The 19,320-nt window shown below is 66.3% G+C and carries 19 protein-coding genes; 13 read left to right on the forward strand and 6 right to left on the reverse strand.

The window, feature by feature from the left end; all coding sequences use genetic code 11:
• Positions 1–8 precede the first annotated feature (8 nt).
• Together ACFE7D_RS09670 and ACFE7D_RS09675 are read right to left on the reverse strand one after the other, a co-directional pair.
• Complete coding sequence (locus ACFE7D_RS09670) at positions 9–1,274, reverse strand: murein transglycosylase A (protein ID WP_375395232.1); 1,266 nt, start codon at positions 1,272–1,274, stop codon at positions 9–11.
• A 229-nt stretch (positions 1,275–1,503) separates the two neighbouring features.
• Positions 1,504–2,148 (reverse strand): Tim44/TimA family putative adaptor protein, encoded by a 645-nt coding sequence (locus ACFE7D_RS09675; RefSeq protein WP_375395218.1) that lies wholly within the window; start codon positions 2,146–2,148, stop codon positions 1,504–1,506.
• A 163-nt stretch (positions 2,149–2,311) separates the two neighbouring features.
• On the opposite strand from ACFE7D_RS09675, the gene secB reads away from it, so the two are divergent.
• The 3 genes from secB to trpS are packed head-to-tail and all read left to right on the forward strand — an operon-like array spanning position 2,312 to position 5,424.
• Complete coding sequence (gene secB / locus ACFE7D_RS09680) at positions 2,312–2,815, forward strand: protein-export chaperone SecB (RefSeq protein ID WP_174284606.1); 504 nt, start codon at positions 2,312–2,314, stop codon at positions 2,813–2,815.
• A gap of 22 nt (positions 2,816–2,837) precedes the next feature.
• Positions 2,838–4,406, forward strand: coding sequence for a murein biosynthesis integral membrane protein MurJ (murJ, locus tag ACFE7D_RS09685; protein WP_375395219.1), 1,569 nt, complete (start codon positions 2,838–2,840; stop codon positions 4,404–4,406).
• A gap of 13 nt (positions 4,407–4,419) precedes the next feature.
• Entirely contained in the window at positions 4,420–5,424 is a 1,005-nt protein-coding gene (trpS, locus tag ACFE7D_RS09690) for a tryptophan--tRNA ligase (RefSeq protein ID WP_375395220.1), read from the forward strand.
• A 145-nt stretch (positions 5,425–5,569) separates the two neighbouring features.
• Here the strand turns inward: trpS and dnaA are convergent, their stop codons facing one another.
• The 3 genes from dnaA to mutM form a co-directional block, all read right to left on the reverse strand.
• Positions 5,570–6,928 carry a chromosomal replication initiator protein DnaA gene (dnaA, locus tag ACFE7D_RS09695; RefSeq protein WP_375395233.1) on the reverse strand — a complete coding sequence of 453 codons (1,359 nt, stop codon included), beginning with the start codon at positions 6,926–6,928 and terminating at the stop codon, positions 5,570–5,572.
• Positions 6,929–7,373: 445 nt separating this feature from the next.
• Positions 7,374–7,637: a 30S ribosomal protein S20 gene (gene rpsT, locus ACFE7D_RS09700; protein WP_174284603.1), complete on the reverse strand. Its 264-nt coding sequence runs from the start codon at positions 7,635–7,637 to the stop codon at positions 7,374–7,376.
• A 94-nt stretch (positions 7,638–7,731) separates the two neighbouring features.
• Positions 7,732–8,547, reverse strand: coding sequence for a bifunctional DNA-formamidopyrimidine glycosylase/DNA-(apurinic or apyrimidinic site) lyase (gene mutM, locus ACFE7D_RS09705; protein WP_375395221.1), 816 nt, complete (start codon positions 8,545–8,547; stop codon positions 7,732–7,734).
• Positions 8,548–8,606: 59 nt separating this feature from the next.
• On the opposite strand from mutM, the gene ACFE7D_RS09710 reads away from it, so the two are divergent.
• From ACFE7D_RS09710 to ACFE7D_RS09745, 8 genes are all read left to right on the forward strand, one after another.
• Positions 8,607–9,338 (forward strand): class I SAM-dependent methyltransferase, encoded by a 732-nt coding sequence (locus tag ACFE7D_RS09710; RefSeq protein WP_375395222.1) that lies wholly within the window; start codon positions 8,607–8,609, stop codon positions 9,336–9,338.
• Positions 9,339–9,357: 19 nt separating this feature from the next.
• The gene (gene ubiB / locus ACFE7D_RS09715) at positions 9,358–10,893 is read left to right on the forward strand and encodes a 2-polyprenylphenol 6-hydroxylase (protein ID WP_375395223.1); all 1,536 of its coding nucleotides are present in this window, start codon (positions 9,358–9,360) and stop codon (positions 10,891–10,893) included.
• Positions 10,894–10,904: 11 nt separating this feature from the next.
• The gene (locus ACFE7D_RS09720) at positions 10,905–12,026 is read left to right on the forward strand and encodes a hypothetical protein (protein ID WP_375395224.1); all 1,122 of its coding nucleotides are present in this window, start codon (positions 10,905–10,907) and stop codon (positions 12,024–12,026) included.
• Entirely contained in the window at positions 12,023–13,216 is a 1,194-nt protein-coding gene (gene coaBC, locus ACFE7D_RS09725) for a bifunctional phosphopantothenoylcysteine decarboxylase/phosphopantothenate--cysteine ligase CoaBC (protein WP_375395225.1), read from the forward strand. The genes ACFE7D_RS09720 and coaBC overlap by 4 nt, the downstream gene beginning before the upstream one ends.
• Entirely contained in the window at positions 13,213–13,656 is a 444-nt protein-coding gene (gene dut, locus ACFE7D_RS09730; RefSeq protein ID WP_375395226.1) for a dUTP diphosphatase, read from the forward strand. The genes coaBC and dut overlap by 4 nt, the downstream gene beginning before the upstream one ends.
• Positions 13,656–14,060 (forward strand): hypothetical protein, encoded by a 405-nt coding sequence (locus ACFE7D_RS09735; RefSeq protein ID WP_375395227.1) that lies wholly within the window; start codon positions 13,656–13,658, stop codon positions 14,058–14,060. Before dut ends, ACFE7D_RS09735 begins: the two co-directional genes overlap by 1 nt.
• An 11-nt stretch (positions 14,061–14,071) precedes the next feature.
• Positions 14,072–14,827: a ThiF family adenylyltransferase gene (locus tag ACFE7D_RS09740; protein WP_375395234.1), complete on the forward strand. Its 756-nt coding sequence runs from the start codon at positions 14,072–14,074 to the stop codon at positions 14,825–14,827.
• 80 nt (positions 14,828–14,907) lie between these two features.
• Complete coding sequence (locus tag ACFE7D_RS09745) at positions 14,908–16,359, forward strand: sugar transferase (RefSeq protein ID WP_375395228.1); 1,452 nt, start codon at positions 14,908–14,910, stop codon at positions 16,357–16,359.
• A 9-nt stretch (positions 16,360–16,368) separates the two neighbouring features.
• Here the strand turns inward: ACFE7D_RS09745 and galU are convergent, their stop codons facing one another.
• The gene (gene galU, locus ACFE7D_RS09750; protein ID WP_375395229.1) at positions 16,369–17,235 is read right to left on the reverse strand and encodes a UTP--glucose-1-phosphate uridylyltransferase GalU; all 867 of its coding nucleotides are present in this window, start codon (positions 17,233–17,235) and stop codon (positions 16,369–16,371) included.
• A 117-nt stretch (positions 17,236–17,352) separates the two neighbouring features.
• Here galU and wecB point away from each other — a divergent pair, with 117 nt between their 5' ends.
• Together wecB and ACFE7D_RS09760 are read left to right on the forward strand one after the other, a co-directional pair.
• Positions 17,353–18,498, forward strand: a complete 1,146-nt coding sequence (wecB, locus tag ACFE7D_RS09755) for a non-hydrolyzing UDP-N-acetylglucosamine 2-epimerase (RefSeq protein ID WP_375395230.1) — start codon at positions 17,353–17,355, stop codon at positions 18,496–18,498.
• Positions 18,495–19,320 (forward strand): nucleotide sugar dehydrogenase (locus ACFE7D_RS09760; protein WP_375395231.1); only part of this gene is annotated, 826 nt, incomplete at its 3' end. The genes wecB and ACFE7D_RS09760, both read left to right, overlap by 4 nt.

Raw genomic sequence — 19,320 nt, forward strand, 5'->3', positions numbered from 1 at the left:
GCGCCTCGTCAGCGTCGAGGGTAGGTCCCGGCATTATTGCCCCCAATCGCGCGACTCCCGCCGATCCGCGCCAGCGTCCCCATCGGCAGCAGGACGAATGCGGTACCGCGCGCCGCCATGCCGCCTGCGATCGCTTCCGCCTCCGCGCCCGATCCCCAGAAGGTGTCGATCCGGTTCGTACCCTTGATCGCGCCGCCGGTGTCCTGCGCGATCCACAGGCGAGTCGCGTCCGCGCGGTCGCCCGACAGGAAAATCGGCGCGCCGAGCGGCACGAACTTCGCGTCGACCGCCGCACTGACGCCGCCCATCACCGGATAGCCGAGCGCCCCTGGAGGGTCGCCGTCGAGCACGCGGAAGAACACGAAGCTCCTGTTCTCGTTCATCAACCCGACCGCCTCGTCGGGGTGCGAATGAAGATACGCGACGATCCCCTGCATCGATGTCTGACCGGGAACGAGCAGCCCCCGCGCCTTCATCAATGCTCCGATGCCGGTGTAATCGCGCCCGTTCTGCGTGGCGTAGCCAATCCGCATCTCCGACCCGTCGGTCAGCCGGAGGACGCCCGACCCCTGTATCTGCAGGAAGAAGAATTCGACCGGGTCCGCGGCCCAGGCAAGAACGGGAGCGCGCGTGTCGATCGCGCCGCCGACGATCTGCGTGCGGTCGTAATACGGAACGAAATTCGTCCGATCGACCCGGCCACGGATTCTGCGACCCTTGAGATCGGCGGCGAACTGGCCGAGATCGACATCGACCAGATCGTCGGGCCGACCATAGATCGGTGTATCATAGCCGGCGCGGCGTTCGCGCGACGCCGCGATTTGCGGGATGTAATATCCCGTCGCGAACGCACGGCCATCGCCGACCTGATCGGCCTCGAACCAGCGCTGCAGGAACGTCGTCGCGCCGCCGGGCGGCACCGAGGCTGCGGCGGCGCATGCGCTCTGCCAGTCGGTGCCGATCGTCAAACCTGAAGTATCCACGCGCCGCGTCAAGCCCGGACAGGATCGCGCAAAGGCGGCGACCGCTTGTTCCGCCTGCCGCTCGTCGATCGGTAGCGTGTCGATCGGCGGTCCGGCGACTAGCCCGATCGCCGCCGCGGTAGTGGCACCGATGACCGGTGTGGCGGGCGTTGCCTGGATCGGGGTGGCGGGAACGATCGAGCCGATCCGCGGCGGGCGGTTCGGCTGCGATGGAGAGATCGGACGTTGGCGGACGGGCGCGCGTGCGCCGTCGTCGGGGGGAACGATCCGGCCGCCACAGGCCGCGAGCATGAGGCTGCCGGTGAGGACGAGCGTCGTGCGCCGGTTCGAGGTGAAGGACCGCACCCCCTTCCCGTCACCCCGGCCTTGTGCCGGGGTCCATAGAGCGGCATTTCCAGCCGGCAGAGGCTCGACCGCAATCGCTCGCGGAACGATGGACCCCGGCCCAAGGCCGGGGTGACGGAGGATGATGCGACAACGCTCAGCCAACCGTCTCCAAGCGACCACCCCCGCCACCGCGTCAAGCCTCGTCGGTGTCGGCAAGTTTCCAGTTCGGGTCGCTGCTCTTCAACGTCCGTGCAAACGTCCATACGTCGTGCGTCTCGACCGCGTCGGTCATCGATCCGGCGACCATCACGCCCTCCGCGTCGCGAGTCACCGCGGCGATGTCGGCATCGAACCGCATCGTGATCCGCGCGTCGCGCCCCGACAGCGAAGCATCGACGATCATCGCCTTCTCGATCCGCACCAGCCGGTTGTCCAGGACGTGGCCCGCAGTCGTACGCGCCTCGATCGCATCGATGAACGCCTGCGCGACATCGGGCACCGCCAGATCGGAAAGCGCGGATTCGTCGCCCTTCCAGAACGCCTCGAGCGTCATCCGATACGCCGCCTGCGCACCTTCCAGGAAGCGTGGGACATCGAATCCTGCCTCGCCCGCCACGATCTGGCGCAGACCGGCCTCGGCACGCGGATCGATGTTTCGGTTCGCAGGCTCCCGCACCTCGGGGATCGCATCGACCGTGCGCGAGACCGATATCGGTGCCGGGCGCTCTTCCGCGGTTCGCGGCAAAGGCTGCTCGTGCCCGGTCCGTTTGCCGAGCACGCCGTACAGGCGAAGCCCGAGGAACCCCGCAACCATCGCAAGAAGGACTAGAAAAAACACTGCGCCTCCGATCTTCGTCGTAACATAGGCCAGAACCATCATGTTTCAAACCCGTGAAACCGTTGAAACGCGCCGAACCCGCTGCTAGGCGCGACGATCATCCGGACCAGCCGCCGCTCGGTGCGTCGCGGCCCCTCCCCATCGATACGAAGGACCCCCCGATATGGCAGACCAGATCAGCGGTGACATGAACCAGCCGGTCGCGAACGGCGAGGACACCACGCCCGCCGCCGGCCTCATCTCGCAATATGTGAAGGACCTGTCGTTCGAGAACCCGAACGCGCCCGCGATCTACCAGAAGGAGACCGCGCCCGGCATCGACGTGCAGTTCAACATCGCCGCCGCGCAGGTCGGCGAGGAAGTCCATGAGGTCGTGCTGAAGATCGAGGTCCGCGCCGAGAGCGAGGGCACCACCGCCTTCATCGTCGACCTGTCCTATGCCGGGCTGTTCGGCCTGCGCAACATTCCCGCCGAGCATGTCCAGCCGTTCCTGCTGGGCGAGGCACCGCGGCTGCTGTTCCCGTTCGCGCGCCGCGTGCTGGCGGATTGCGTGCGCGACGGCGGCTTCCCGCCGCTGCTGCTGGAGCCGATCGATTTCGGGCAGCTGTATCTGCAGCAGACCGAGGCGGGCACGCAGGCGAACGTGGGAGACGTCGGCCACGCCTGATCGGCCGACCAGGGGGGCGGGCATGAACCTCGCCAAGGCGCTTGGATCGGTCGGCGGGCTGACGCTCGTCAGCCGGATCTTGGGGCTGGTGCGCGATTCGCTGTTCGCGCGCTATGTCGGGGCGAGCTTCGCGTCGGATGCATTCCTCGTCGCGTTCCGCCTGCCCAACATGTTCCGCGCGCTGTTCGCGGAGGGTGCGTTTTCCGCGGCGTTCATCCCGATGTTCAACCAGAAGGTCGGCGACAAGGCGGGCGATGGCCTGCCGGACGGGATCGCGTTCGCGCAGGCGGCGCTATCAGTGTTGCTGCCGATCTTGATCGTGATGACGGTGATCCTGGAGATCGCCGCCTGGCCAGTGACGCTGGCACTGTCGGGCAAGTTCAACGGCGTCACACATGACCAGTTCGCGTTCGCGGTCCAGTTGTCGCGGTTCACCATCCCCTATCTGATGCTCATCAGCCTCGTGTCGCTGCTGGGCAGCATCCTCAATTCGCTGCATCAATTCTGGGTCAACGCCGCTGCACCGATCCTGCTGAACCTTACGCTGATCGCGGCGCTCCTGATCTTCCACAGCCACGATCCGTTCGTGACCGCGCGCAACCAGGCGATCGCGGTCAGCGTGTCCGGTCTGCTCCAGCTGCTATGGCTCGCCTGGTCGTGCCGCGCCAACGGCGTGCGACTGTGGCCAGGAATGCCGCGACTCAGCCCCGACGTAAAGCGGCTGTTGTCGCTGATCTGGCCAGCCGCAGCGGGCGCAGGCGCGGTGCAGATCAACCTCGTCGTCTCCACCGCGCTGGCGGCGCGCCTGCTTAATCATGGGTCGGTGACCTATATCTACATGGCCGACCGGGTGAACCAGTTGCCGCTCGGGCTGATCGGGATCGGCCTCGGCACTGTGCTGCTGCCGATGATCTCGCGCCAATTGGCGTCCGGCGACGAAGCGGCGGCGATGGAGACGCAAAACCGCGGGATGGAGCTGGCGCTGCTCCTGACTCTCCCCGCCACGGTCGCGCTGATCCTGTGCGGCGGCCCGATCGTCGCGGCACTGTTCCAGCACGGTCGGTTCGGCGCGGTCGACACGTTGTATACCGCGCAGGCGCTCGCCGCATTTTCGGTGGGCCTGCCGAGCTATATCCTCGTCAAGGTGCTGACGCCCGGCTTCTACGCCCGCGCCGATACGCGCACCCCGGTACGCTATGCGACGATCTCGATGGCGGTGAACCTAGTCCTCAACCTCGCGCTGATCGTGCCGCTTCGGCATATGGGGCCGCCGCTCGCGACCGCGCTGGCGTCCACCGTCAACGTCGCGCTGCTGTACCGTGCACTGTGCCAGCGCGGGCATTTTGCGCCCGATGCGCGGTTGCGCCGCCGGGCGTGGCGGCTGGCGCTGTCGGCGATCGGGATGGGCGCGGTGCTATGGACGCTGCAGGGTTATCTCACCCCCTATACGCATGGCGGCTGGGCGATCAGGACCGCGGCGATGCTGACGCTGGTCGGTGCGGGCGGCGTGGTCTACGCGGTCGCGACTTTCATCCTCGGCGCGTTCACCCGCGACGATCTGACCTTCCTGCGACGCAACCGCGCCGCCTGACACGAGAATATTCATGCGAGTCGTCTCCGGCATCCAGCCCACCGGCAACCTGCATCTCGGCAATTATCTCGGCGCGATCCGGCAATGGGTGGCGTTGCAGGATTCGATGGAGGCGGGCGACGAGTGCCTGTTCTTCCTCGCCGATCTCCACGCGCTGACGCAGCCGGTCGTCGCCAGCGAACTGGCCGCGAACACGATCGAGATGGCGGCGACGCTGCTCGCCTGCGGGATCGATCCGGCGCGGTCGATCCTGTTCAACCAGGCGCGGGTCCCTGCGCATAGCGAGCTGGCGTGGATCCTGAACGGTACCGCGCGGATCGGCTGGCTGAACCGCATGACGCAGTGGAAGGACAAGGCGGGGAAGAACCGCGAGGGCGCGAGCGTGGGGCTGTTCGCCTATCCCGTCCTCCAGGCCGCCGACGTGCTGGCCTACCGGGCGACGCATGTGCCGGTGGGCGACGACCAGAAGCAGCATCTCGAACTCGCGCGCAACATCGCGACCAAGTTCAACACCGATTTCGGCGTCGACCTGTTCACGCTGCCCGAACCCCTGGTCAGCAAGGCCGCGCCCCGGATCATGTCCTTGCGCGACGGGGCGGCGAAGATGTCGAAAAGCGACCCGTCCGACGCGTCGCGGATCAACCTGATCGATAGCGACGACCTGATCGCGCAGAAATTGCGCAAGGCGAAGACCGATCCGGAACCGTTGCCGGAGACAGCCGACGGTCTGGAGGGGCGAGCGGAGGCGCGCAACCTGGCGACGATCTATGCGGCGCTGGCAAACATAAGCGTGGACGCTGTGCTGGGCGAGTTCGCGGGCAAGGGGTTCGGCGCGTTCAAGCCGGCGCTCGCCGACCTCGCGGTCGCGACACTGTCGCCGATCCGCGAGCGGATGACCGCGCTGCTGGCGGATCGGGCGGCGGTGTCTCAGGCGCTGGAAGAGGGTGCCGCGAAGGCGCGGGCGCTGAGCGCGCCGACGCTGCGCGCGGCGCAGGCCGCGGTGGGGTTGCAGGTCTGAGCCACTATCCCCCCTCCCCGGCGAAGGCCGGGGCCCATTGGGGGAAGGTCATCGTAACGGCGCATGACGCTCGTCACGATCGTCGTGCAACTGGGCCCCGGCCTTCGCCGGGGTGGGGAAATTTGCCGGCCGGAGTCCCCGCGCCCTACCACTCCAACTCCCGCGTCAAAACCCGAACCGCATCATCGACATCCCGGTCCGTATCGCGCAGTTCTTCGATGCGCCGGACTGCATGGATCACCGTCGAATGGTCGCGTCCGCCGAACTTGCGGCCGATCTCGGGCAGCGAGCGCGTCGTCAGCCGCTTGGCCAGATACATCGCGATCTGCCGGGGCCGCGCCACCGCCCGCGCGCGGCGGGCGGAGACGAGGTCGAGCGGCTTAAGGTCGAAATGTTGCGACACCAGTTTCTGGATCTCGTCGATCGTCACCCGGCGCTGGGCGCCGCGCAGGACGTCGCCCAGCGTCGCGACCGCGAAATCCATGTCGATCGCCTGCCCCGTCAGCTGCGCATAGGCGATCACCCGGTTCAGCGCGCCTTCCAGCTCGCGGATATTGGCGTGGATCCGGTGCGCGAGCAGGTCGAGCACGTCGGCGGGCACCCGAGCGTCCGGCAGGTCTATCAGCTTGCGGTCGAGGATCGCCCGGCGCAGCGGCAGCGCGGGTGCCTTGATATCCGCCACCAGGCCCGCGGCCATCCGCCCGACGATCCGCGCTTCCACGCCGTCCAGCGCCTGCGGACAGCGATCGGCGGAGATGACCAGCCGCCTGTTCGCGCTCATCACCTCGTTGATCGTGTGGAAGAATTCCTCCTGCGTCGAATCCTTGCCGGCGATGAATTGCAGGTCGTCGATCAGCAGCAGGTCCGCCCCGCGCAACCTTTGCTTGAACGCGAAGGTGTCGCGCGCGCGCATCGCCTGGACGAAGTCGTACATGAAGCGCTCGGCCGACATGCAGATGGCGTGCGCCTGCGGGTGCCGTGCCAGATAGGCATGGCCGATCGCGTGCATCAGGTGCGTCTTGCCCTGCCCCGTGCCTGCATGAAGGAACAACGGGCTGAACCGCGGCGCACCGGGTTCGACCAGCGCCTTCGCTGCATGGAACGCGACCATGTTCGACGAATCGACCACGAACCGATCGAACGTGAAGCGCGGATCGAGCGACGGACGCTCCGCCGCGGTCGCGCGCGGTGCGTCCGCGACCGGCGCGGTGGGGTCGCCGACGGGCGCGACGATCGTGATCGGTGCGTCGCCCGCCGCGCGCGTCTCGATCGACACGCTGCGCACGCGCGGCATCAGCGTTTTGAATTCCAGCGTCAGCCGGTCGGCATAATGGCTTCGCACCCAGTTGGTGACGAACGCGGACGGCAGCGCGAGCCGGACCGTATCGGGGTCGTCATGCGCCACCAGCGTGATGGGTTTCAGCCATTGGTCGAACAGCCGCGCGCCGGCGGATTCGCGCAGGTTCTGGCGCACGCGTGCCCAGGCCCGTTCGGCCTCGCCCATCGTCGTCCCGGAACCCTGCAAACCGACCACGCACACCTCTTCGCTCGGGCCGCGCGGTCGATCCGCCGGCCCGTCAGATACCAATCGACACGGCTTCCCCCAGGCCGGAACGTCCGACCTTCGTCATTCAATGCGTCGTGAAGCAGCGAACGTGTCGCTCCGTCAGAGGGGCGATTATGGACCAGCGGCCGAGTCGAGCAAGTCACAAATCCGAAATATTCCGATTGACTCGCCGCCAGCCGCGCATTCCCGTCGATTATCTCATAAACCTCTGTTCGCAGGCGTTTTTCACGTCTTCCTCGCCCCCGAGGACACGCGAATCGCGCAATCCAGCCAGTTGCCGCAGCGCGGTACGCGTGGAACATTCTCGACCCATTTCGACAGCAAAAAGCCCGCCGGGACGATGGTCCCGACGGGCGTTTTTAAACCAGCAAAGGGCCGCGGCTCAGGCGAGCCCGGTCAGCGCCTTCGTCAGACGCGCGAACTTGCGGCTCGCGGTGTTCTTGTGGAGGACGCCCTTGGACACGCCACGCTGCAGCTCGGGCTGCACCGCCGCCAGGGCGGTGGTCGCCGCGGCCTTGTCACCGGAGGCGAGAGCGGCTTCCACGCGCTTCACGAAGGTCCGGATGCGGCCAACGCGGTTGCCGTTCACTTCCGCGCGACGCTCGTTGCGACGGATACGCTTTTTCGCCTGCGGCGTGTTCGCCATGAAGTCCTCTTGGAATTTCGGGTCGATAAAAAGGGGCGCCGGAATGCTCCCACGCCCTCGAAGCCGTCGCCCTTACCGTCGCCGCTGCGAGTCGTCAACCACGCTGGCACCGCGGGCACCAGAAGGTGGAGCGGCCATGCTCGGCCCGGCGGCGGACGATCGCACCGCAGTCGCACGCTTTGCCCTCGCGACCATAGACCCGCCATTGCCTGGAAAAATAGCCTAGCTCGCCATCGGGTCGCGCATAGTCGCGTAGCGTCGATCCCCCCGCGGCAATGGCGGCGATCAGCACCGCGCGTATGGCCTCGACGAGGTTTTCCAGCCGATACAACGCGATCCGGCCGGCCGCCCGGCCTGGCGCGATCCTGGCGAGGTTCAGCGCTTCGCAGACATAGATGTTTCCCAGTCCTGCGACGATTCGCTGGTCGAGCAGCATCGCCTTGATCGGTGCAGCACGACCGGCGATCGCCGTCGCCAGATAGTCCGCGGTGAAGGCCGACCCCAGCGGCTCGGGGCCCATCGCGACAAAGGGCGGATAGGCATCGATCGACCCGGTCATCCACAAATCGAGAAAGCCGAACCGACGTGGATCGTTCAGTGCCAGCGTTCGGCCAGCGGCGGTCTCCAGCAGCAGATGATCGTGCGTCAGTATCTCGCTCGGATCGACGCGCCAGCGCCCCGACATGCCGAGGTGGAAGACCATCGTATCGCCGCGATCGGTATCGAGGAGGCCGTATTTCGCGCGCCGATGAAGCCGGGTCACGATCGCACCCGTCAGCCGCCGTCGCAGATCGACGGGAATCGCCTTTCGCAGGTCCGCTCGTCGGGGCTCTACGCGGGTCAGGCGCTGGCCCTCGAGTACGGGCGCGAGCCCGCGGACGGTGGTTTCGACTTCGGGAAGTTCGGGCATCCTCCCCGCCAGCTAGGTTGCGTTTGCCCGCGCCACAAGCCGCGGCTAGAGCGCGGGGCATGAACGATACCGTCTCCTTCGGTTACGAAGACATCCCCGCCGCCGACAAGACCGCGCGCGTGGGCGGCGTCTTCACCAGCGTGGCGGGCAGCTATGATCTGATGAACGATGCGATGTCGGGCGGTATGCATCGGCTATGGAAGGATCGCTTCGTCCGCCGGGTGGCTCCGCGCGCCGGCGAGCAGGTCCTCGATATGGCGGGCGGCACCGGCGACATCGCGTTCCGTTTGGCGAAATCCGGTGCCGCGGTGACGGTGGCGGATATCAATCCCGCGATGCTGGAAGTCGGGATGGAGCGTGCGCAGAAGCGGCGTATCGACGGGCTCGTCTGGTCGGAAGCGAATGCGGAAACGCTGACGTTCCCGGACAAGTTCTTCGATGCGTATACGATCGCGTTCGGCATCCGGAACGTGACCGACATTCCTGCCGCCTTGCGCGAGGCGCACCGCGTGTTGCGCCGGGGCGGGCGGTTCTTCTGCCTCGAATTTTCGACGACGTTGTGGCCGGGGTTCAAGGACATCTACGATGCCTATTCGCACCGCCTCTTGCCGAAGCTCGGCCAACTGCTTGCGCAAGATGCGGATAGCTATCGCTATTTGGTCGAATCGATCCGGCGCTTCCCCGATATGCCGACCTTCCGCGCGATGATCGGCGAGGCGGGGTTCGTACAGACGAACGTCGAGCCGATGCTTGGGGGACTGGTTGCGGTCCACAGCGGCTGGAAGATTTGATGCGGGTGCCCGCTGCGGCATGACCACCTCCGCCACCCATCTCTGGCGGCTCCTGAAATGGGGTCGTATCCTGGCACGGCACGGTGCATTGACCGGCATTGAGCGCGATCCCGATACGCCCGGCTCGGTCCGCCGGATCGCGCGGATCGCGCGGATCGGCGCGCGGGTGCCCAAAGTGCCGCGCTACGCCGATGCGTTCCAGGCGATCGGCCCCGCCGCGATCAAGCTCGGCCAGACATTGGCGACTCGCCCCGATCTCGTCGGCGAACAGGCGGCGCACGACCTGATGCGGTTGCAGGACGCGCTGCCCCCCGTGCCGTTCGCTGCGATCGAGGCTGCGGTCGAGGCCGGGCTCGGTGCACCGATCGCTAAATTCTTTACCCGGTTCGATGAAATCCCCGTGGGCGCAGCATCGATCGCGCAGGTCCACCGTGCGATCACCACCGACGGCCGGCAGGTCGCGGTGAAAGTGCTTCGCCCCGGCGTCGAGGATGATTTCGTTCGCGCGATCGCAACCTATGAATGGGCCGCCGCGCAGATCGAAGGGATGGGCGGCGAGGCGATGCGGCTTCGTCCGCGGCTGGTCATCGAGACGTTCAAACGCTGGACGCTGCGCGAACTGAACCTGCGGCGCGAAGCGGCGTCCGCATCCGAACTCGCCGAGGCGATGACCGCCGAACCCGATTACGTCGTTCCGGCAATCGATTGGCAACGATCCGCGACGAAGGTCATGACGCTGGAGTGGATCGACGGAGTCAAGCTGTCGAACCGCGACGCGCTGATCGCAGCCGGGTACGATACGCGCAAGCTGGCGGAGACGTTGGTCGGCGCGTTCCTGCGCCAGGCGATCGCGGAAGGCTTTTTCCACGCCGACATGCATCAGGGCAATCTGTTCGCCCTCCCCGGCAACCGCATCGCAGCGATCGATTTCGGAATCATGGGTCGGATCGACCGGCGCGCGCGGGTCTGGCTTGCGGAAATTCTCTATGGGCTCATCACGGGCAACTACAAACGTGTCGCGGAAATCCATTTCGAGGCGGGCTATGTCCCAGCGCACCATAATGTCGCCGAGTTCGCGACCGCGCTCCGCGCGGTCGGCGAACCGATGCGCGGGCTGCCGGTCAAGGACATGTCGATCGGCATGATGCTGGAGGGGCTCTTTTCGATCACGCGCGATTTCGACATGGCCACGCAGCCGCATCTGCTGCTGCTGCAGAAAACGATGGTGATGGTGGAGGGCGTCGCAACCGGGCTCGATCCCGATATCAATATGTGGGACACCGCGGCACCGTTCGTTCGCGGCTGGCTGCGGGACGAACTCGGACCCGAGGCTGCGCTGGCGGATCGGCTCATCAGCGATTTCCGCACGCTGTCGCGGCTGCCCGATCTGGTCCGCCGGATCGAGGCGCAATTTCCCCCACCCGAGGGCGCGCCGCCCAGCCCGCCGCTGCGCGAAGTGCAGATCGTTCGGCTTGGCGGTGGCTGGCGCTATGCAGCGGTCGCGGTGCTTGCTGCGGCGATGGGAGCGCTCATGGCCTGGCTGGCGGTGCGGTGAGGGGCATGACGATGATCCGCCGCCCCCTCGCCCCCCTTTGGCTATCCCGACCCTCGCGCTACGCCACGCTGTCGACTCGCGCCGCCCGTCTCGGCCTCGTCCTCCTGGCCGCCCTCATCCTCGCCTGCTTCCTGGCCCTTGACACCCCGGGCCCGCCGCCCGTCAGCCACGATCCCGCCAAACGCGCGCAGGATCAGGCGGATGTGATACTGTACGAAACGATTGTCGATGGCGTCCGCCACGGCGGCAACTACTACACCGTCGCCGCAGAGGCGCTTCGCCACGGCGACTATCCCCTGAAACCATTCGTCACGTTCCGCCTGCCGACGCTGGCAATGGCGTTGGCAATCCTGCCCCCATGGGGGATGCCGTTGGTACTATATCTTCTGGTCGCGCTGGCGGCGATCGCGTGGTGGCGGAGGCTGAAGCCGGCCTTCGCACGTGGACCGCCGCGAATCATCGCGATGGCGCTCCTCGCGGGCGGACTGGTCGTGTACGCGCAAGCGGATCTTGCCTATTTCCATGAAATTTGGGCAGGATTGTTCGTCGCGCTCAGCCTCGCAATGCGGCAGCGCGGACGCTGGGTCGAATCGGTGTCGCTCGGCCTGGTCGCGGTCCTGATCCGCGAGACCGCCGCGCCGTATCTGGTGATCATGGCTGGTCTGGCCCTGCTGGAGGGGCAGCGGCGTGAGGCGTTGCTTTGGATCGCGACGATGGCAATCCTTGCGATTGCGCTGACGCTCCATGCGGACGCTGTTGCGCGCGTCGTCCGACCACTCGACCCGAGTTCGCCCGGCTGGCTGGGACTTCTGGGGTTCGGCCATTTCGTGCGCACCATGTCGATCCTGACGGTACTCGGCATCGCGCCGATATGGCTGGCCGCGCCGCTGGTCGGCCTCGCGCTGTTCGGCTGGAGCGCTTGGAACGAAGCGCTGGCGCTTCGCGCGCTCGCGCTGTTTGCGGCGTATGCAGCCATCCTCGGCATTTTCGGACGTACGGACACATTCTATTGGGGGTTGATCGCCGCGCCGACGATCCTCGTCGGCCTGGCATTCGCGCCGGACGGTTTGCGCGACCTGTTCACCGCCGCGCTCGACAAGAGGCGAATCACGGTGAAGAGGGTCGTGCGATGAAGCGCATCCTTCTCATCGTCGGCGGCGGCATTGCGGCGTACAAGGCGTGCGAGTTGATCCGCCTGCTGAAGAAGCGCGGCCACGCGGTACGGTGCGTACTGACCGAGGGGGGCAGCCATTTCATAACGCCGATGACACTCGCCGCGCTGAGCGAGGATCGAGTCCATACCAGCCTGTGGGACCTGAAGGATGAGGCCGAGATGGGACACATCCAGCTGAGCCGCGAAGCTGATCTCGTCGTCGTCGCTCCGGCGACCGCGGATTTGCTGGCACGTATGGCGGGCGGCCAGGCGAATGATCTGGCGACGACCTTGCTGCTGGCGACCGACAAGCCCGTCCTGGCGGCACCTGCGATGAACGTACGGATGTGGCACCACGCCGCGACGAAACGCAACGTCGCACGGCTGCGAGCCGATGGGATCACCGTGCTGGAACCCGACGAGGGCGCGATGGCGTGCGGCGAATACGGAGCCGGACGGCTGCCGGAACCTGCGGTGATCCTCGAAGCGATCGACTCGGCCTTCTCCCGCGCTTCGCTCCGGACGAACGGAAAGCTCGCTGGCCGTCATGCGATCGTCACCGCCGGCCCGACGCACGAACCGATCGACCCGGTCCGTTACATCGCCAATCGTTCCTCGGGCCGTCAGGGTTTTGCCGTCGCCGCCGCGCTCGCCGCGCTCGGCACCCGCGTGACACTCGTGGCGGGGCCGGTCGATCTGCCTACCCCCGCGGGCATCGACCGGATCGACGTTGAAAGCGCGCGCGAGATGGCGGCGGCCGTCACCGCCGCGCTACCCGCCGACATCGCGGTCATGGTCGCCGCCGTCGCCGACTGGCGAGTCGAGGCGGCGGCGCGGAAAGTGAAGAAGGTCGGCGCACCGCCCGCACTGACGCTTGTCGAGAACCCCGACATCCTTGCGATCGTCGCGAAAAGTCCGCAGCGCCCGGCCCTCCTCGTCGGCTTCGCGGCCGAGACCGAGAATGTCGTTGCGAACGCCATCGCGAAACGGACACGCAAGGATGCCGACTGGATCGTCGCCAACGACGTTTCCGCGGGCGTCTTCGGCGCGGATGCAAACCACGTCCGCCTGGTGACCGCAAACGGCGTCGAGGAGTGGCCGGCCGCGGCCAAGTCGGACATTGCGGTCATGCTCGCCGATCGAATCGCAGCGGCGCTGGAGCCGTCATGACCCCGATCCGGATCGCGCTTCGCCGCCTGCCGCATGGCGACGGCTTGCCCCTCCCCGCCTATGCAACCCCCGGGGCCGCCGGCATGGACGTCGTGGCGGCCGAAGCGCTGACGCTCGCGCCCGGCGCACGCGCGGCGGTCGCGAGCGGTTTCGCGATCGCAATTCCGGACGGATACGAGGTGCAGGTCCGCCCCCGGTCCGGGCTGGCGCTGAAGCACGGCATCACCTGTCTCAATACTCCCGGCACGATCGACAGCGACTATCGCGGCGAGATAAAGGTCATTCTGGCCAATCTGGGTAGCGAACCCTTCGTCATCGCGCGCGGCGACCGCATCGCCCAGCTCGTCCCCGCCTCCGTCCAGCGCGCGACGCTCGACGTGGTCGAGATGTTGGGCGATACGGAACGCGGTGCCGACGGCTTCGGATCGACCGGACGATGATGACGTTTCTCCTGGCGGTTATGCTCGCCATCGCGATACCCGAACGTCCGCCCCCGGCGGCGCTGCCGCCGCAGGACTGGTCCGCGCTTCCCCAGTTGACCTTGCGCCACCCGGCGGACCCGACGGCGGCGATGTCGGCCTATGTGCGCCAGGAGGTATTGCAGGGTCGCTGTGCTTCGGCGATACGCGCCCCGGCGGGCTGGACGCTGCCGGTCGATATCGCGGTGCTGGCGAGCGCGGACGGCGCGATACGCCGTGTCGTCCCCCGCGCGATCCATTGCCCGACCGTCGAACAATATGCTGCCGGTATCGTCTTCAGTGGTGTGCGCGACAATGTCGATCTGCCAGCCGGCGTCGGCGATCGCTGGTACAGGACGCGACTGACCTTCGCCTGGTCCCCGTGACTGCCGCCCCGATCGCGCTGGCGGACGCCGAACTCGAACGCTACGCCCGCCACATCGTTCTGAAAGAGGTCGGCGGCGCGGGGCAGGCACGGTTCAAGGCGGCGACCGTCGCGATCGTCGGCGCAGGCGGGATCGGCTCGCCCGCGATCCAGTATCTCGCCGCCGCCGGGATCGGCCGGTCGATCCTGATCGACGACGACCGGATCGAACCGTCCAACCTCCAGCGGCAGACGATCTTCACGAGTGACGACACCGGCCGTTCGAAGGTGGATGCCGCCGCGGAAGCGGCGCGCCGTCTGAACCCCCATGTGGTTGTGGAAGCACGATCGGTGCGTATCGATCGCGCCAACGCCGCCGCGATGATCGCGGGTGCGGATGTCGTTCTCGATGGCTGCGACAATTTCGCGACTCGCTTCGCGGTGGCCGATGCCGCCCTCGTCGCCCGCATCCCGCTCATTTCCGCCGCGGTCGGGCAATTCGAGGGACAGTTGGGCGTCTATCGCGGCTGGGAACCGAATTTGCCCTGCTATCGCTGCTTCGTCGGCGACGCCCCCGAGGCAGCGGAGACGAGCTGTGCCGAGGACGGAATCCTCGGTCCCGTCACCGGCGTGATCGGCAGCCTCGCTGCACTGGAGGTGCTGCGCGCGGTGTATCCATTCGGTGCCGATCCGGCCGGCACGCTGTTGCTCGCGGACCTGCTGTCGCTCCGCTTCCGCACGATCCGCCTGCCGAAGGATCCGGGATGCCGGGGGTGTGGTCGCCGTTAGGCCGATTTGGATATCGCCGTCTCGGCAGTCTATGGTAGCTGCGTTCCATGGCTGGGACGGACGAACCGGGTCATTCGAGTATGAGTGAAGTGGCCGACGGATTGCACGATGAGGGTCCGGGCGTCTCCGATCGCGAGGCACGGATGATCGACTTCTCACCGACGGCACGGTCGTCGAAGGCTCGGCGCACGATCTGGCGACCGAGCAGTTCGACGCTGCGCGTTCGCGCGTTTTCCTATCAGATGATTTTCGACATCGCCGCGATCCTGGCTGGGTTCGCCGCGGCGGCGAGCTTTCGCCGATCGTTCATCGTCGACACCAACTGGTTGATCTTCGCACTCGTCCTGTTGCCGACCTACATCGTGGTCGCGCTCAATTTCGACGCCTATGCGTCGGGCGAGGTACAGGACCCTTTCCGCTCGGTTCGTCGCGGCGCTCAAGCGTTTCTCTCCTCCGTCGCGTTTCTGATCCTCATCGCTTTCTACGCGAGGAGCAGCGACACGTTCCAGCGGCTGACGATCGCGGTCGGTTCGATCTTCGCACTCGTGCTGATCGCGGTGGCACGTTATTCGTTCGCGCGACACATGGTTGCGATCATCGGCGGCAATCCATTCAGCGTTGTCCTGATCAACGATCGCGACCAGCCCGTACCGCCGGGTTGCTATTCGCTGGTGATGACCGCAGGAGCCGATCTCGATCCGGACCACCATGATCCCGTCATGTACGATCGCCTGGCGACCGCGCTCGCGCCCGCGGACCGTGTCGTGGTATGCTGCCCCGCCGATCGTCGCGAGGCGTGGGCGCGGCTGTTGCGCGGTGCCCATATCCAAGGCGAGATCGCGATTCCCGAACTGGCGACGCTCAGTCCGCTCGGTCTCGGTCCGGATCGCGCCAATCCCTCCGTGATCGTCGCCACCGGTCCGCTCAACCTGTTCGACAGGAGCGTCAAGCGCCTGTTCGACGTCGTCGTGGCGCTGATCGGTCTTCTGCTCACATCGCCGATCCTCATCGGTACCGCTTTATGGGTGAAGCTCGACAGCGCCGGCCCGGTATTTTTTCGGCAGGTTCGGATCGGCCGCGGCAACCAGATGTTCCGGATGCTGAAATTTCGCAGCATGCGCGACAAGAGCAGCGATGGCCACGGAGGCCGATCGACCGCGCGCGATGACGACCGGATCACACGCTGCGGCGCATTCATTCGCCGCACGAGCATCGACGAGTTGCCTCAGCTTCTCAACGTACTTCGCGGCGAGATGAGCATCGTCGGCCCCCGCCCGCATGCGCTCGGATCACGTGCCGCAGACAAGCTGTTCTGGGAAGTCGACCGCCGTTACTGGGATCGCCACGCAACCAAGCCCGGTCTGACGGGTCTTGCGCAGATCCGCGGGTTTCGCGGCGCTACGGTGCTGGAGGACGACCTGCGCAACCGGCTTCAGGCGGATTTGGAATATCTTGAAAAATGGTCGATCTGGCGGGATATGAAGATCATCTTTCTGACCGCGCGGGTGCTGCTGCACCGGAACGCCTTCTGAGCTGTCGCCTCAATCAAGCAGACTGCGTGCAAACTCCCGTACCGCGTCGCCGATATCTTCACGTGCCAGCGCCAGCGCCAGATTTGCCTGGATATACCCCGCCTTGTCGCCGCAATCATAGCGTTGGCCGTTGAAGGTGAACCCGTGGAAGGGCTGCGTACCGATCAGCTTTGCCATCGCATCCGTCAGCTGGATTTCTCCGCCTGCGCCGGCGTCGCCTCGCTCGAGCATCCGCATTACCTCGGGCTGCAGGATGTAACGGCCGGGGATCATCAGGTTCGACGGGGCCGAACCCCTTGAAGGCTTTTCAACCAAAGCGACGATCTCGGTCAAACGGCCGTCGCGCTTACCGGGTGCGATGATGCCGTATTTATCGGTCTCGGTTTCCGAAACTTCAAGCGCGCCGATGACGTTGCCGCCGACGCGGTCATATGCCTCGATCATCTGCGACAGGAAACCGGGTTGGCCGACCATCAGTTCGTCGGGAAGCAACACCGCGAACGGTTCGTCGCCAACGACATCCCTCGCGCACCAGACCGCATGGCCGAGCCCAAGCGGCTCCTGTTGGCGGATATAGACAGGCGAACCCGGACGCTGGCGAATGCCGGCGATGAGATCGAGCGACTTGCCGCGCGCCTTCATCGTCGCTTCCAGTTCATAGGATATATCGAAATGGTCCTCGAGTGCGGACTTGCCGCGGCCGGTGACGAAGATGATCTGCTCGATGCCCGCCTCTATCGCCTCCTCGACCGCATATTGGATCAGCGGCTTGTCGACCACGGTCAGCATTTCCTTGGGCATCGCCTTGGTCGCAGGCAGAAATCGCGTTCCAAGCCCCGCTACCGGAAACACCGCCTTGCGCACCCGCTTCACCATTCGACACCCTGCTCCCATCCGGGGCGAAGCCCTAACCGCCGCCGGACGACCCGGCAATCGGGTTGTGTCCAGGCGGGTTAGTGTGAGTTTAACGTCGCCGTGGCTAGTATTCGCGCGATGACCGACCACGCCCCCCCGTCGCCGCCCAAGGTCCTGCTCATATTCGGCACGCGGCCCGAAGCGATCAAGCTGTTCCCGGTCGTCCGCGCGCTACAGGCCGTGGGCGGAATGCAGGTCGTAACGTGCGTGACCGCGCAGCACCGCGGGCTGCTCGATCAAGTGCTCGCGATCGCGGGAATCGTACCGGACATCGACCTCGACCTGATGGAGCCGGGGCAGACGCTCGACCGGCTGACCGCGCGGCTGCTGACCGGGCTGGGCGAAGTCATGGACGCGCAGAGGCCCGACCGGGTTGTCGTGCAAGGCGACACCGCGACCGCAATGACGGGTGCCCTCGCTGCTTATTACCGCAAGATCCCGGTTGCTCATGTCGAGGCGGGGCTGCGCTCCGGCGATATCTACCATCCCTGGCCCGAGGAGGTGAACCGGCGGATCGTCGCGCCGATCGCGGACCTGCACTTCGCGCCGACCGATACCGCCGCGGCCGCGCTGGCGCGTGAGAACGTGACCGCAGGCGTCCATGTCACGGGCAACACGGTCATCGACGCGCTGCTGTGGACGCGCGAACGGATCGCCGCCGCGCCGGAATTGGCGACTAACCTCGACCCGATTGCCGAGCGATTCGTGGGCAAGCGAATCATCCTCGTCACGACGCATCGGCGCGAGAATTTTGGCGACGGCATGGCAGGCATCGCGCGCGCGATCGCGCGGATCGCGGACCGGGACGATGTCGCGGTGATCTTTCCCATGCATCCCAACCCCAATGTCGGCGCGGTCATGGACGCGACTCTCGGCGAACGTGCGAATATCGCGCGGATCGCACCGCTCGATTATCCGCACTTCATCCGCGCCTTGGGAATGTGTGATCTTGCGCTCACGGATTCGGGGGGCGTGCAGGAAGAGGCGCCGTCGCTCGGCAAGCCCGTATTGGTGATGCGCGAAACGACCGAGCGGCCTGAAGGGATCGCAGCGGGTACAGCACGCCTCGTCGGCACCGACCCGACCCGCATCGTTTCCGAAGTCTTTACCCTTCTCGACGACAACGCCGCTCATGCGCGGATGGCGCGTGCGCACAACCCGTTCGGCGACGGCCGAGCGAGCGCACGGATCGCCCGCGTCATAAAAGACAGGACGGCGCGATGATATCCGACTCCGAATTGACAGTGGTCGTTCTGGGCCTCGGCTATATCGGCCTGCCCACGGCAGCGGTGATTGCGCGGACGGGGGCCGGCGTGCTCGGCGTGGATGTGACGCAAAGCGTCGTCGACACGATCAATTCGGGCAAGGTCCACATCGAGGAAGTCGATCTCGACGGACTCGTTTCCGGCGTCGTCGCGCGCGGTTCGCTGCGTGCGTCGATACAGATCGCGCCCGCCGATGTCTTCGTCATCGCGGTACCGACCCCGTTCGCGGACGATCACGCGCCCAATATCGGCTATGTCCTGCAGGCCGCGACGACGATCGCGACCGTATTGAAAGCCGGCGACACCGTCATTCTGGAATCGACCTCGCCCGTCGGTACGACCGAACAGGTTCGCGATCTGCTCGCCAAACTTCGACCCGATCTGCGCGTTCCCGGGCGCCTGGGAGGACCGGGGGCGGGCGAGCAGGCGGATGTCGCCATCGCCTATTGCCCCGAACGCGTCCTGCCGGGCCGGATCCTCGTCGAGTTGATCGACAACGATCGCGTCATCGGTGGGATCACACCGCGATGCGCGCGCAAGGCGCTCACCTTCTATCGCCGTTTCGTTCGCGGAGCGTGCGTCACGACGACCGCACGCGCCGCCGAAATGACGAAGCTGACCGAGAACGCGTTCCGGGACGTCAACATCGCCTTTGCGAACGAGCTCAGCCTGGTCGCGGACACTATGGGCGTCGATGTCTGGGAAGTGATACGCCTCGCCAATCGGCATCCGCGCGTCAACATCCTGTCGCCCGGCCCCGGCGTCGGCGGGCATTGCATCG

Origin of the sequence: uncultured Sphingomonas sp., from assembly GCF_964244235.1 — a bacterium.
GTDB lineage: Bacteria > Pseudomonadota > Alphaproteobacteria > Sphingomonadales > Sphingomonadaceae > Sphingomonas.

Coding starts and splice junctions, on each gene's coding strand:
- ACFE7D_RS09670 (WP_375395232.1), bottom strand. CDS start 1,274: ATGCTCGCGGCCTGTGGCGGCCGGATCGTTCCCCCCGACGACGGCGCA.
- secB (WP_174284606.1), top strand. CDS start 2,312: ATGGCAGACCAGATCAGCGGTGACATGAACCAGCCGGTCGCGAACGGC.
- murJ (WP_375395219.1), top strand. CDS start 2,838: ATGAACCTCGCCAAGGCGCTTGGATCGGTCGGCGGGCTGACGCTCGTC.
- trpS (WP_375395220.1), top strand. CDS start 4,420: ATGCGAGTCGTCTCCGGCATCCAGCCCACCGGCAACCTGCATCTCGGC.
- dnaA (WP_375395233.1), bottom strand. CDS start 6,928: ATGGGCGAGGCCGAACGGGCCTGGGCACGCGTGCGCCAGAACCTGCGC.
- rpsT (WP_174284603.1), bottom strand. CDS start 7,637: ATGGCGAACACGCCGCAGGCGAAAAAGCGTATCCGTCGCAACGAGCGT.
- mutM (WP_375395221.1), bottom strand. CDS start 8,547: ATGCCCGAACTTCCCGAAGTCGAAACCACCGTCCGCGGGCTCGCGCCC.
- ACFE7D_RS09710 (WP_375395222.1), top strand. CDS start 8,607: ATGAACGATACCGTCTCCTTCGGTTACGAAGACATCCCCGCCGCCGAC.
- ubiB (WP_375395223.1), top strand. CDS start 9,358: ATGACCACCTCCGCCACCCATCTCTGGCGGCTCCTGAAATGGGGTCGT.
- ACFE7D_RS09720 (WP_375395224.1), top strand. CDS start 10,905: ATGATCCGCCGCCCCCTCGCCCCCCTTTGGCTATCCCGACCCTCGCGC.
- coaBC (WP_375395225.1), top strand. CDS start 12,023: ATGAAGCGCATCCTTCTCATCGTCGGCGGCGGCATTGCGGCGTACAAG.
- dut (WP_375395226.1), top strand. CDS start 13,213: ATGACCCCGATCCGGATCGCGCTTCGCCGCCTGCCGCATGGCGACGGC.
- ACFE7D_RS09735 (WP_375395227.1), top strand. CDS start 13,656: ATGACGTTTCTCCTGGCGGTTATGCTCGCCATCGCGATACCCGAACGT.
- ACFE7D_RS09745 (WP_375395228.1), top strand. CDS start 14,908: ATGAGTGAAGTGGCCGACGGATTGCACGATGAGGGTCCGGGCGTCTCC.
- galU (WP_375395229.1), bottom strand. CDS start 17,235: ATGGTGAAGCGGGTGCGCAAGGCGGTGTTTCCGGTAGCGGGGCTTGGA.
- wecB (WP_375395230.1), top strand. CDS start 17,353: ATGACCGACCACGCCCCCCCGTCGCCGCCCAAGGTCCTGCTCATATTC.